Genomic DNA, 13,278 nt, shown 5'->3' on the forward strand with positions numbered 1-13,278 from the left:
TGGATGGAATACTAATCGTTACTTTATATAAACGATTTGCGATTATGTATAATATTTTGCTTGTATCCCAGCTGGTTATCTTCGGATCATTCATGTTTTTTTAGTTTAAAGAACAAGCAGTGATAGGTTGCTTTCACACCTGAATCATTTCGGTATTCTGTGTCGTATATGTTGATTAACTCGCGAAAAAAGGAAGGGCGCTGGCAGTAGTTTTCTTTATTGCTGTTAGCAGCGCCAATCTTTTTGATTGAAGTGAAAAATTCACGAACTGTCTGAAAGTACTCCAGTTCAAGCTTTTCTATTTTTGTAATCTCGATTGGAGCTGCTGCTGTATAGGGGATTGCTGCTTCGCAAACTTGTGATAATTCTTCCAGAGTGTAAAACGTTTGACCTGGTGAACTATCCATGGAAAGTTGAAGCTTTTCTTTCGCTTGTTCATATGACCTATGAAGCTCTTGAAAGGTATCTATTCCGAACGTTGAAAATATCAGGCTTCCTTCCGCCGTTAAACGTGTAAAAAGTTTTTCAAGGGTTGCAGGAATATCATTTAGCCATTGAAACGTTGCATTGGAAATAATCAAGTCGTAATTTTCATTTAGCGCCATTTCTTCGATGTCCGTACATAAAAATGTAACACGGTCTTCCTTTGTTAATCCTTTTGCCACTTCAACCATACCGGGTGCCAAATCAACAGCCGTAATGGCGGCATTAGGGAATGTTTTGACGAGTAACCTGGTTAAGTAACCGGTGCCGCAGCCGATTTCAAGAATATTGATTTTATGATTGGTGTTTTTTTGAGGAAGCAAATCCACTAATTGCTTTGCCATGTTTTTTTGAACATTGGCATACGCATCATATGTTTGCGCGTGTTCACTGAATCGCTTGCTTAACAATCGTTTATCTATCATGAACATACTCCTTTTGAATAAATGTTTTTATATGATCCATACATTCCTCTGGTTTTGTGAAAAATGGAATATGACCAGTACCTTCGATAATACGAACCTCGGCTTTCCCACCCAGATTCTCTTTAATGAAAGATGAAGCTTCAAGTGGACAAATTTTGTCTTCCCTCCCATGAAGCATTAAAAAGGGGGCTTCAATCCGGTCGAGTCTTGCTCGAGCATCTTTCTGAAGTAAATAATCCAATCCAATCAGAAGCGAAAACACATCATCTCCATGAAACTCGCTTTGACTGATCTTGGTGAATTGATGATAAAAACCTGCTTCTTTTTCAGCATCGGAAAACATCGCTTCATAGAAGGAAGTCAAAGTCTTCTCTTTATTGCGCGGCAGTTGTTTCTTCATGCGCTCGACCATTCGCGGATCCCAGCCAACTGAATAATTTTCCCCTGTAGTGAACCGACTTGTTGCGCCAAAAAGGATAAAACCTTTTATTCTTTCTCGAAAAGAACTTGAAAGTTCAAGTGATACTAGTGATCCTAATGACCAGCCCAATAAATAAACAGGACCATCGATGGAAGCGATTGTGTTTATGACCCGTTCTTCAAAGTCATTTAGTGCCTTCATATCTCTCCAATCTATAAATGAAAGGTGAAATAGTTCTGACAGCGGTTTGATTAACGGTTGAAACGCCTCTTTTTCCATTCCCCAGCCAGGAAGCACGACTAAATTCGGCTGCTTCATTCAACAACACCCATTTCTTTTCCAATGATCGAAACTTTTTGAACTGCCCAATCAAGATCTTTTTTATCGTGGAGAGCCGTTACGGTAAACCGGATTCTCGCTTCATTTTCAGGAACGGTCGGCGGCCTGACAGCAATAGCGGCAATTCCTTCTTTTTGCAAACGTGCAGCAAATTCCATCGCTTTTTCGTTTTCCCCGATGACGATAGGAACAATTTGTGATCGGCTTCCGCAAATGTTAAACCCGTAATTTGTGAGTTCTTTTCTAAAGTATTCTGAATGTGTTTGGAGCAGTGAGCGGCGTTCTGGTTCTTGCTGTACGAGTTCAATCGCTGTTTTTATAGCACCGAGTATGGCAGGGGGAAGTGCAGTTGAATAGATGAATCCGCGCATGCGATTTTTTAAATAGTCGATGAGCCATTCTTTCCCGACAACATAGGCCCCGAATGAACCAAGCGCTTTACTGAATGTTCCCATTTGGATATCTATTTTATTTTGAAGATGGAGATGACCTGCATAGCCTTCACCGTTTTTACCGTAAATGCCGCTTCCATGTGCTTCATCTGTCATTAACATTGCGTTATAACGTTCCTTTAACCGAACTAGGTCTTCAAGATAAGCGAAGTCACCATCCATGCTGAAGACCGTATCCGTCACGATTAATTTACGTGCTTCAATCGGTGATTTTTTCAAAAATGCTTCTAAATGATCTAAATCATTATGACGATAGCGTACATGCTTTGCTCTGCTTAAAAGAGCTCCATCGACAATGCTTGCATGATTCAATTTATCGCTATAAATAATATCGTTACGGGACAGCAGGGTGGAGATTATTCCAAGGTTCGCGTTATAACCACTGTTGATGATGAGTCCTGCTTCGGCCTTCTTCCAATTGACAAGAGCTTGTTCCGCCTGCTCGTAAAGAGGATGATTGCCAACAATTAAACGTGAAGCCGTTGCTCCTGCACCATATGTATGTACGGCATCAACCATAGCCCTTTTCAGCCGCTCATCTCCTGCATATCCTAAATAGTTATTAGAAGCTAGATTAAGCATCCTGCACCCGTTGATCGTAAGCCAAGGCTGCTCGGCACATTCGGTTGATACGAGTTCACGCTTTTGCGAAATCTCTTCTAAATGAGCCAGTTCTTTTTTTATTTTTTCTTCCCAACAAGGTAAACGTTTTTCACTGTGCATGGCCATTCTCCTTTTTATATGTCAACTAAAAAAAATATAGGTTAACACATAAAACATTCTAATCATGACTCAATGAAACTGTCAAGCTTTGAAAAGGAGCATGAGAATAAAGTAATGATCCATTAATCTGGGAGAATTCAAGGGTCGGAAAAAGCTGGTAGATTATTTAGATCCCAGCCAGGAACAAGAATCTAACCAGAAAAATAAGTTTAAGGAGAATCGGGCAGCGGTGGTTTTGTTAAGCTAATGTATAAAAATATGTATTAAGCTCATTCATTGAAGATAATCTAACTTCCAAGGTAGTCTTTTTGTTAAACCTTCAAATCTTTGAAGGATTAAATGGGATTCCATGTTACTATAGAGCAGTGAAATTTAACAGAATTCACATTAACCATTACATAAAGGAAGGGTATAAATATGAAAAAGATTTCTTTAGATGTTTTCTTTATATTAATAGGAGCTTTTATTTTCGCTTTGGCAATAAATCTTTTCGTCATTCCCAATGAGCTTGGTGAGGGAGGAGTCACAGGGATAACCATCATACTGTTTTATCTTTTTGAATGGTCACCAGGGCTGTTAAGTTTGATCATTAACGCTGTCCTGCTCATTGTCGGTTATAAATTTTTGTCGAAAATGACAACGGTATATACAATCGTAGCCGTTGCCTTTAATTCACTTTTCCTTCATTTAACCGAAAGTTGGTCGATATCTTCAGATGAATTGGTCATCAATGCGATATTTGGCGGGGTTTTTGCCGGTGCAGGTATTGGCATGATCATTCGTGTTGGAGGAACTACTGCCGGTACGACGATCCTTGCCCGAATTACGAATAAGTATTTGGGATGGAGTTTAAGCTACGGACTTCTGTTTTTCGATTTAATCGTTGCGTTCTCATCTTATTTCATAATTGGCGCTGAAGGTCTGATGCTCACTATACTAATGCTTTATATTGGAACAAAAACGATGGAATTCATCATTGAGGGATTGAATCCGAAAAAAGCGATCACCATCATTTCAAAAGAAGCAGACCAGATTGCAAAACAAGTAACCGAATTGATGGACCGGGGGGTCACTGTTTTTAGTGGTCATGGATACTATACAAAAGAATCCAAGGATATTTTATATATCGTTATAAGTAAGCAAGAGGTACTGAAGTTAAAGAGAATAGTGCAGTCAACGGATAGCAATGCTTTTATAGCCATACATGATGTTCGGGACGTATTCGGTGAAGGTTTCCTGGATATCTCGAAGTCCTGATGGTAATAATGTATAAGCGAAATGAAAAGGCCTAATTAGGCTTTTTTATTTTGCATGGCGAAAAATCTATAAATTCTGAATAATTTGTTATATTATGTAAGTAAGAAACCACACACCCTGAGGAGTGCAGCCATTAAATGTGGAGGTGTCCAAGATGATCCTTTTAAAAGTGGATGACAGAAAGTTTGGGAAAAGCAATATCAAGTACAGTGTCGTTGATAAGGAAACGAATGAATTGATCATTAGCGGTGTGTTTAAGGAATTTGGACAAGCAAGCGATAAATATTATGAATTGAAGGATGAATACGGTCCTTCCAATGTGAAGATGATATTGAAGTGAAAAGAGGGGAACCGACGGGTTTCCTTTTTTTTGTATAATGCCGGGAATGAAAATGCCCGTACAATTAATAATCGGATAAAGGAATAATCAAAGGTTTCTGAATCATATAATTAGATTAAGAGAGATCTTAACATCCTTTTTTTACAATATACTACAATTTTATTGTAAAGTATGGAATTTGGTGGTAATATAAAGCGCATAAATGTAAACGTTTGCAATGTTTTTGTGAGGGGGTGATGTAAAAGAAGTACGATAGACTATGAATTTTATAGAATGAATGGCTTTTATTTTACTAATTTTATGCAAACGTTTTCTTAAAATTGCATGAATATTATGAGAAAAAGGGAGAGTGGGTAGGCATGAAGCGTAAAAAATGGTACGGGGGAATTCTTACTGTTTTATTGATTTTTAGTGTGATTTTGGCTGGATGCTCTTCTTCAACTGGCGGAAACAGCGACTCAAAGGATGTCGTGACGCTGGATATATTTCAATTCAAGGTAGAATTCAAGTCGCAATTCGAGACATTGGCAAAACAATATGAAAAAGAAAATCCAAATGTGAAGATCAAGGTATCGACAGTCGGCGGCGGAAATGATTATAAATCAGCCATTACGGCAAAGTTCGCTTCAGGTGAGGAGCCAGCGGTGTTTAACATTGGCGGGCCGGTAGATGTCGCACAATATAAAGATAGATTAACAGATTTAAAGGACACGAAGGCTGCTGCTGCAGCGCTTGACGGTACTTTGGATGGCGTGGAAGAGGACGGGCAAGTCCTTGGACTTCCATTTAACCAGGAAGGATACGGATTGATTTATAACAAACGGATATTTAAAGAAGCCGGAATTAATCCTGATGACATTACAAGTTATGAAACATTAGAGGCGGCAGTTAAGAAAATCGATTCACAAAAAGACAAATTGAAAATCGATGCAGTTTTCGCCTATCCGGTCAAAGAGAAGTGGGTGACAGGAAACCATTTATCCAATGTATTCTTATCACCGGAGTTTGATGGGAATGTGTTAGAAGCAAGTAAAGCACCAACGGTTAAATTCACGGATGGTGACAAGTTTAAACAATTGGTCGATATCCAAAATGAGTATTCCGTCCAGCCGACAGCAAGTCTTGATTACTCCCAACAAGTGGAGGAGCTGTTCTCGCTTGAAAAGGTTGCGATCATTCAGCAAGGTAACTGGGTGTATAACACAGTCTATGATATGGATCCTGAGTTAGCTGAAAAGGGAATTGGCATCATCCCGATTCCAAATGGAGACAATGCAGGCATGCCGGTCGGTGTACCGAACTATTGGGCAGTGAACAAGAAATCGGATGAAAAGGTACAGGAAGCAGCCAAGAAGTTCCTCGACTGGATGTATACATCCGAAGCAGGGAAAAAAGCCGTTTTGGAAGATTTTAAATTCATTCCTGCTTATGAAGGATATGATGTAGAAAAAATTGCCGATCCAATTTCAAAAGAAATTTATAAATACTCTCAAGAAGGAAATACGATTGGATGGGTGTTTAATGGATATCCGGTCGGCTGGAATGATGATCTTGGTGCAAGTGTCCAAAAATACGTAACTGGTAAATTGACTTGGGAGGAACTTGTCCAACAGAACATTGAAAATTGGGAGAAGATTCATAGCAAATAAGAGTTGGGAAATGCAAGTGACCAATCGGCAAGAAAAACGTGTCGATTGGTTGTTCCTTCTATAGAAAAGCCGCTAAGGGATTTATCAAATAACCCAGTCATGATCTAACCCATTAACTATTAATTCATTTCAAGGAGGTCGGTTTCGTTGAGAAATCGGGATGCCGCATATTGGCTGTTTTTAACACCTGTTCTTGCTGCACTCATTTTGGTTGTGATCGTGCCACTCATCTACGGATTTTATTATTCCTTTACGAATTGGAACGGTTTAGGGACACCGGATTTCATCGGTTTTAAGAATTATATAGACTTGTTTACGGATAAAGGGTTCCTTGATACATTTTGGTTCACGATTAAATTTTCCGTAGCGGCAATTGTGGTAATCAATATCATCGGATTAAGTTTGGCTCTCATCGTGACTTCGAAAATTAAATCAAGCAACATATTGCGGACAGTTTTTTTTATGCCCAATTTAATTGGCGGCTTGATACTCGGCTTTATTTGGCAGTTCATTTTTATTAAGGTCTTCGGTGCGATTGGTGATTTGACGGGGATCGAAGCATTTAATGGTTGGTTATCGACGACTGATACAGGTTTTTGGGGATTGATCATTTTAACGTCCTGGCAAATGGCCGGATATATCATGATCATTTATATCGCCTATCTGCAGGCAGTTCCTGAAGACTTGATCGAAGCGGCAAAAATTGACGGAGCGAACAGCTTCCAGCGTTTTCGCCATATAACTTTTCCGCTAGTGGCACCTGCTTTTACCGTCAGTTTGTTTTTGACGCTTTCCCACTCGTTCAAGATCTATGATCAAAACCTTTCCTTGACGAATGGAGCTCCCTATAATTCAACTGAAATGGTTGCGATGAACATTGTAAAATCCGCCTTCACCGAAAACGATATGGCATATGCACAGGCAAAAGCCGTTATCTTTTTCATAATCGTGGCGGTCGTTTCGCTGACACAAGTCTATTTCAATAAAAAACGGGAGGTTGAGCTGTAATGAAGGGAAAATGGAAATTGTGGCTGATTGGATTCATTGGATTCATTTTGGCCATATTATGGCTCACTCCGTTTTATTTAATGCTTGTCAATGCTTTTAAAATGAAACGGGATATATTTGCCGATACATTGGGACTGCCTGAAACCTGGACATTGGAAAACTTCACTCAAGCTTTCGAGCAATTGGATTTCCTCCGGACTTTATTCAATTCTTTATTGATATCGGGCGTCAGCGTAGTCATCATCATCATCTTTTCTGCGATGGCAGCATACGCTCTTTCCCGAAATAAAAGTAAAATAAGTTCCCTGCTTTTCTTTGTGTTTGTAGCAGCCATGCTGATCCCGTTTCAGTCTGTGATGATACCGCTCGTTGCCCAATTCGGACAGCTTGGGATGCTGAACAAGGCTGGACTGATTTTCATGTATTTAGGTTTTGGCTGCAGTCTATCCATCTTTCTATATCATGGTACCTTAAAAGGGATTCCCCTCTCACTTGATGAGGCAGCAAAGATTGATGGTGCAAACCGATTTCAAGTATTTTGGTATATCATATTTCCATTATTAAAGCCGATGTCCATTACAGTTGGGATCTTGAATGTCATTTGGATATGGAACGACTATTTGCTGCCATCCCTTGTTATTGGCGGCGCGGGATCGGAGACCATTCCACTTAAATTATTCTTCTTCTTCGGACAATATACGAAGCAATGGCATCTCGCCTTGGCTGGACTTACTTTATCCATCATTCCAGTCATCATTGCGTACTTTTTTGCTCAGAGGCAAATTATTAAAGGAATTGCAGATGGAGCCGTTAAATAACTATTTAAATATAGGGAATATTAAACCATGTGCGGTGAACGGGGAGTGTTGATGAATTTGTCTGTTACTATAAAAGACGTTGCCAAAAAAGCAAATGTCGCTCCATCAACGGTATCGCGTGTAATCCATAACAGCCCGACAATCAGTGAAAAGACCAAGCGCAAGGTACGCAAGGTATTAAAGGAAATGGGCTATCATATGAATGAAAATGCCCGGAACTTAGTCACGAAGTCAACTAAGGCCATTGGGATCGTCATGAAAAGTTCGGCAAGGGAATCACTTTATAATCCCTTTTTTCCCGAAGTGATCCGGGGCATCGGAGATTTCTGTAATAAAGAAGGGTACAGTCTTTCTCTGACTACCGGCGAGACGGAGGATTCCATCTTTGAGGATGTCGTGAAAATGGTCCAGGGCAGAAGAGTGGATGGCATGATTGTTTTGTACTCTAAAAAGGACGATCAAGTGGTGCCGTATTTATTGAAGCAGGGCTTCCCGTTCGTTTTGATCGGGAAGCCAAGTACGAACATGAGCGGTATCACATTCATTGATAACGATAATGTTCAAGCGGCCAGGGAAGTATCGGAGTTTGTAATCAATCTTGGACATGAGCGAATCGCCTTTTTAGGAGGCAGCCCCGAGTTTGAAGTGATCCAGGACCGCTTGACAGGCTTTCAACAAGCGATGGAACAGGCCGGGGTGGATGTGCGACAGGAATATATCAAATTGATTCCTTTAAATCGAACGGATGGAATAAAGGCGATTGACGAATTGCTGGAATTGAAGGAGGCACCAACCGCTTTTTTGGTTATGGATCTTTTATTGGGTGTGCTCTTACTTGGAGTGTTAGCCGAAAAGAACTTGAAAGTGCCGCAGCAAATAAGCGTCGTCTGTTTTAACCACTCAGAATTCATAGAATTTTTAAGTACCCCGCTGACAACGGTTGATATCCATACGTATCAGTTAGGGTATGAAGCCGCAAAATGCGTGTTCGATCTTATTGCGAATCCGGAAATGATGGAAAAGAGCATCAGCATTCCTACCAAAATCATAAAGCGAGAGTCGCATTTTGTTGCTAAAAAGGAAATTAAATGAAAATTGTAGAAAAGTTTTACCAATTAAAGCTTGATTTTTGCTAACATAAATTTACAATATAGATTATCACTATTATTTTTGAAAATTCATACTTTCTAAGGTCGATAAGTATGTTCTTATATTTTGATCATCCCTAACGCAAACGTTTGCGTTTTGAATAAAGAGGTAATAGTTAAACATCAAAACAAGTTGCCGTGAAATGATTCTTGAATGGAGGAGGTTGTTCATGAGAGTCCTTGTATGGAATGAGTTTCGCCACGAGAAAACAAAGCCTGAAGTAGCAAAAGTATATCCGGATGGCATCCATGGTGCAATTGCCGGCTTTTTACAAAGTGAACAGGTCGAAGTGAGGACCGCTACTCTCGATGAAGAAGAGCACGGATTAACCGAGGAAGTACTGGAACGAACCGATGTACTGCTTTGGTGGGGTCATGTTGCACATGATGAAGTTCAGGATGAAATCATTGCAAGGGTTCACAAGCGAGTACTTGAGGGAATGGGTCTCATCGTCCTCCATTCTGGTCATTTTTCAAAGATCTTCAAACGATTGATGGGAACGACTTGTGATTTGAAATGGCGGGTGGCGGATGAAAGGGAACGGCTTTGGGTAGTCGATCCGAGTCACCCTATCGTTGATGGAATCGGAGAATATATCGAGCTTGAAAAGGAAGAGATGTACGGGGAACATTTTGATATTCCTGCACCAGATCAATTAATATTCGTCAGTTGGTTTGAAGGCGGGGAGATATTCAGAAGCGGTTGCACGTATCAGCGGGGTAAAGGGAGGATTTTCTATTTCCGTCCAGGACATGAAACATATCCTACCTACCATAATCCGGAGATTCAACGTGTGATTAAAAATGCCGTTGATTGGGTCAAGCCGGAATTCGGAATCGCAACGAACTATGGTAAAGCCGAACCGTTGGAATCCATCTCATCCAAAGAGATGAAGTGAAGGAGAGAACAAAATGGGCATAGTGAAGGTAGGAGTCATTGGATGCGGGAGTATCGCAAAAAACAGGCATTTTCCGGAGTATGAATCACATCAGGAAACGGAGATCATTGCCGTTTGTGATATTGTGCCGGACCGGGCGAATGCAGCAGCACAAAGGTATGGAGCGCAAGCATATACTGATTATATAGAACTTTTGAAGAATGAGGAGATTGAAGCGATCAGTGTATGTACACCGAATTACCTGCATGCACGCATCACGGTTGCGGCCTTGGAAGCGGGTAAGCATGTCCTATGTGAGAAACCAATGGCTACTTCTTTAGCAGACGCTGAAAAAATGAATGAAGCAGCAGCGAAAAGCGGCAAAATACTAATGATTGGCCATAATCAGCGATTTGTTCCCTCTCATCAAAAAGCGAAACAGCTTATTGAGAGCGGGGAGCTAGGGAAGATCTATAGCTTCCGGACGGCTTTTGGACATTCCGGGCCGGAAACCTGGAGCGTGGACGGACTGGAAAGCTGGTTTTTTAAAAAGGATCAGGCGGTCATTGGTGCAATGGGCGATTTAGGCGTTCATAAAGCTGATTTATTACGGTATATCCTTGGAGAAGAATTTGTTGAAGTGGGAGCCTTTGTGGAAACGACTGCCAAGAAAAACACGGACGTTGATGACAGTGCGGCCTGTATCCTCCGGACGGAGAACGGTATTATCGGAACTCTTACCGCCAGCTGGTCTTATGCAAAAGAAGACAATGCTACGGTCATTTATGCGGAAAAAGCGGTATTGCGCCTTGAAGACGATCCGAAATACTCACTGATCATCCATCATGATAATGGAAAGACAGAAACCACCCAATTAGGAAGCATCCAGACTAATGACTCAGAAGGACAGCATGATTCCGAAGTGATCAGCCACTTTGTAAAATGTGTGGTGGACAATGAGGAGCCTCTTGTCTCAGGAGTTGAAGGATTAAAGTCATTAAAAGTCATTCTTGGCGCGATGGAATCAAATGCATCCCGAAAAATCATCCGCTTATAAAGGGGTTAAAAGTCATCATGTACAAATTAAAAATGGGTATTATCGGTGCTGGCGGAATTGCCCAAAAAAGGCATATCCCAGCTTTTCAAAAATTTCAAGATAAAGTGGTTTTATACGCCATTCAGGATATAGATGAAATGAAGGCGCGGGAAGTGGCGCGGGAATTTCATATCGAAAAGGTTTTCACGAATTATGAAGAAATGTTTGCTGAAGTGGATGCTGTTACAATCGCAACGCCAAACAAGTTTCACGCTGAGATTTCCATTGCTGCCCTGCAAGCGGGTGTACATGTGTTATGCGAAAAGCCGATGGCCATTACAACCGAGGAATGTTTAGCGATAACCGAGGCTGCAAACATATCCGGTAAAGTGTTATCGACTGCCTATCATTACCGCTTCATGAAGGAAGCCCAGGCTGCAAAGAAAATGATTCAGGCCGGTGAAATCGGTGAACCATATGTAGCGCGTGTACAGGCAATCAGGCGGCGCAAAGTCCCTGGCTGGGGAGTTTTTACAAGCAAGGAATTGCAAGGCGGGGGAAGCGTGATCGATTACGGCTGCCATTTGCTCGATTTGGCATTATGGCTGATGGATGACCCAGAACCGATTGAAATCGTAGGTTCGACATATAATTATGTCAGTAAGGGTGTCGATCAGGTCAATTTATGGGGCAATTTCGATGCCTCGGTATTTGAAGTGGATGACCATGCCACGGCATATATCAAATTTGCCAACGGAGCATCTCTATTATTCGAAACATCTTGGGCCGCGAATATCCGTGAAGAAGCAACTGTTTTGAGTTTATCCGGAACGCAGGGCGGACTTGATGTATTTCCGCTGGTCTTGAATCAGGCTAAGCACGGCATGCTTTTAAACAGTGAGGCTGTATGGATGCCAGGAGAGGATACACCAGACCTGCAACAGGCAGAGAACTTTATCAACAGCTGCCTGGGGTTAGCGGAACCATTGGTAAAACCATCGGAAGCCATGAAAGTTTCGAAAATAATCGAAGCGATTTATCAAAGCTCGGCAAGTGGGAAGGTCATGAGCATAAATTAATAAAAAGGTGAGGTGGGGCATGTGAAATTAGGGATCTTTACAGTGCTATTTGCTCAAAAATCATTCGAGGATATGCTTGATTATGTCGCGGATTCCGGATTAAAAACAGTTGAAATCGGTACAGGCGGGTATCCAGGGAATATCCATTGTCCACTCGATGAACTGCTCGAAAGTGAAGAAAAGCGCCAAGAATACCTCGAAGCCGTTCAAACAAGAGGGTTAACGATCAGTGCATTCAGCTGCCATGGCAATCCAATCTCTCCTGATGAAACCTTCGCTAAAGAAAGTGATGAAACACTGATCAAAACAATCAAACTTGCATCCTTACTGAACGTCCCGGTGGTCAATACCTTTTCTGGTACAGCGGGTGATCACGAAGGAGCTAAATATCCAAACTGGCCCGTAGCCCCATGGCCGAATGAGTATACAGATGTGCTGAAATGGCAATGGGAAGAAAAATTGATCCCCTATTGGACGAAGGTGGCTGCCATTGCCGATGAACACAATATAAAAATCGGCCTTGAACTGCATGGGGGCTTTCTCGTCCACACACCCTACACCTTGTTAAAACTGCGGGAAGCTACATCTGATGCAATAGGCGCCAACCTTGATCCAAGCCATCTTTGGTGGCAGGGCATCGAACCAGTCGGAGCCATCAAAATCCTAGGGAAAGCGGGAGCAATCTACCACTTCCACGCAAAAGACACATACCTGGATCAGGATAACATCGATATGTATGGATTGACCGACATGCAGCCTTATGGCAATATCCAGAGCCGTGCCTGGAACTTCCGCTCTGTAGGATGCGGCCACAGCCTGCAAGAGTGGTCCGACATCATGAGCGCCCTTCGCACATACGGTTACGATTACGTCGTCAGCATCGAACACGAAGATCCGCTGATGTCAGTTGAAGAAGGATTCCAACGGGCCGTAACCAATCTGAAAACTGTACTCATCAACGAAAGTCCAACTGATTTATGGTGGGTATAATTTAGAGCCGAAAAGAGCAGCCTGATGCAGGTTGCTTTTTATTTTCGCCCTTACTCGTGCAACAGTGGAATTCATGAGTAAAACAGCATAATTCACGAGTAAAAGTGCGAAACTCACGAGTAAAACAGCATAATTCACGAGTAAAAGTGCGAAACTCACGAGTAAAACAGCATAATTCACGAGTAAAAGTGCGAAACTCACGAGTAAAAGTGAAATTCACGAGTAAAACAGT

General features: G+C 41.5%; 13 protein-coding genes. 10 read left to right on the plus strand and 3 right to left on the minus strand.

What is annotated here, in order from left to right; all coding sequences use genetic code 11:
- Positions 1-86: 86 nt before the first annotated feature.
- The 3 genes from bioC to bioF are packed head-to-tail and all read right to left on the minus strand — an operon-like array spanning position 87 to position 2,843.
- Positions 87-908 (minus strand): malonyl-ACP O-methyltransferase BioC, encoded by an 822-nt coding sequence (gene bioC, locus AC2YHV_RS04655; protein ID WP_487372710.1) that lies wholly within the window; start codon positions 906-908, stop codon positions 87-89.
- Positions 898-1,647, minus strand: coding sequence for an alpha/beta fold hydrolase (locus AC2YHV_RS04660; protein ID WP_057278539.1), 750 nt, complete (start codon positions 1,645-1,647; stop codon positions 898-900). Before AC2YHV_RS04660 ends, bioC begins: the two co-directional genes overlap by 11 nt.
- Positions 1,644-2,843, minus strand: a complete 1,200-nt coding sequence (gene bioF, locus AC2YHV_RS04665; protein WP_487372711.1) for an 8-amino-7-oxononanoate synthase — start codon at positions 2,841-2,843, stop codon at positions 1,644-1,646. Before bioF ends, AC2YHV_RS04660 begins: the two co-directional genes overlap by 4 nt.
- A gap of 417 nt (positions 2,844-3,260) precedes the next feature.
- Between bioF and AC2YHV_RS04670 the strand changes: the two genes are divergently transcribed.
- The 10 genes from AC2YHV_RS04670 (at position 3,261) to AC2YHV_RS04715 (ending at position 13,046) form a co-directional block, all read left to right on the plus strand.
- Positions 3,261-4,100, plus strand: a complete 840-nt coding sequence (locus tag AC2YHV_RS04670; protein ID WP_057278541.1) for a YitT family protein — start codon at positions 3,261-3,263, stop codon at positions 4,098-4,100.
- Positions 4,101-4,254: 154 nt separating this feature from the next.
- A complete protein-coding gene (locus AC2YHV_RS04675) occupies positions 4,255-4,440 on the plus strand; it encodes a hypothetical protein (RefSeq protein WP_034305959.1) in 186 nt (61 codons plus the stop codon).
- Between the two features lie 359 nt (positions 4,441-4,799).
- On the plus strand, positions 4,800-6,089 hold the full coding sequence (locus tag AC2YHV_RS04680; RefSeq protein WP_098184943.1) for an ABC transporter substrate-binding protein: 1,290 nt from the start codon (positions 4,800-4,802) through the stop codon (positions 6,087-6,089).
- A gap of 147 nt (positions 6,090-6,236) precedes the next feature.
- Positions 6,237-7,097 carry a carbohydrate ABC transporter permease gene (locus AC2YHV_RS04685; RefSeq protein WP_098865664.1) on the plus strand — a complete coding sequence of 287 codons (861 nt, stop codon included), beginning with the start codon at positions 6,237-6,239 and terminating at the stop codon, positions 7,095-7,097.
- Positions 7,097-7,915 (plus strand): carbohydrate ABC transporter permease, encoded by an 819-nt coding sequence (locus AC2YHV_RS04690; RefSeq protein ID WP_034305951.1) that lies wholly within the window; start codon positions 7,097-7,099, stop codon positions 7,913-7,915. The genes AC2YHV_RS04685 and AC2YHV_RS04690 overlap by 1 nt, the downstream gene beginning before the upstream one ends.
- A 57-nt stretch (positions 7,916-7,972) precedes the next feature.
- Positions 7,973-9,007, plus strand: a complete 1,035-nt coding sequence (locus tag AC2YHV_RS04695) for a LacI family DNA-binding transcriptional regulator (RefSeq protein ID WP_487372803.1) — start codon at positions 7,973-7,975, stop codon at positions 9,005-9,007.
- A gap of 226 nt (positions 9,008-9,233) precedes the next feature.
- The gene (locus AC2YHV_RS04700; RefSeq protein ID WP_098184942.1) at positions 9,234-9,962 is read left to right on the plus strand and encodes a ThuA domain-containing protein; all 729 of its coding nucleotides are present in this window, start codon (positions 9,234-9,236) and stop codon (positions 9,960-9,962) included.
- Positions 9,963-9,975: 13 nt separating this feature from the next.
- Positions 9,976-10,998 carry a Gfo/Idh/MocA family protein gene (locus AC2YHV_RS04705; protein WP_057278545.1) on the plus strand — a complete coding sequence of 341 codons (1,023 nt, stop codon included), beginning with the start codon at positions 9,976-9,978 and terminating at the stop codon, positions 10,996-10,998.
- A 17-nt stretch (positions 10,999-11,015) separates the two neighbouring features.
- The gene (locus tag AC2YHV_RS04710; protein WP_034305944.1) at positions 11,016-12,056 is read left to right on the plus strand and encodes a Gfo/Idh/MocA family protein; all 1,041 of its coding nucleotides are present in this window, start codon (positions 11,016-11,018) and stop codon (positions 12,054-12,056) included.
- 21 nt (positions 12,057-12,077) lie between these two features.
- On the plus strand, positions 12,078-13,046 hold the full coding sequence (locus tag AC2YHV_RS04715; RefSeq protein ID WP_487372715.1) for a sugar phosphate isomerase/epimerase family protein: 969 nt from the start codon (positions 12,078-12,080) through the stop codon (positions 13,044-13,046).
- Positions 13,047-13,278 lie beyond the last annotated feature (232 nt).

Source organism: Peribacillus sp. SRI_006 (genome assembly GCF_057586375.1).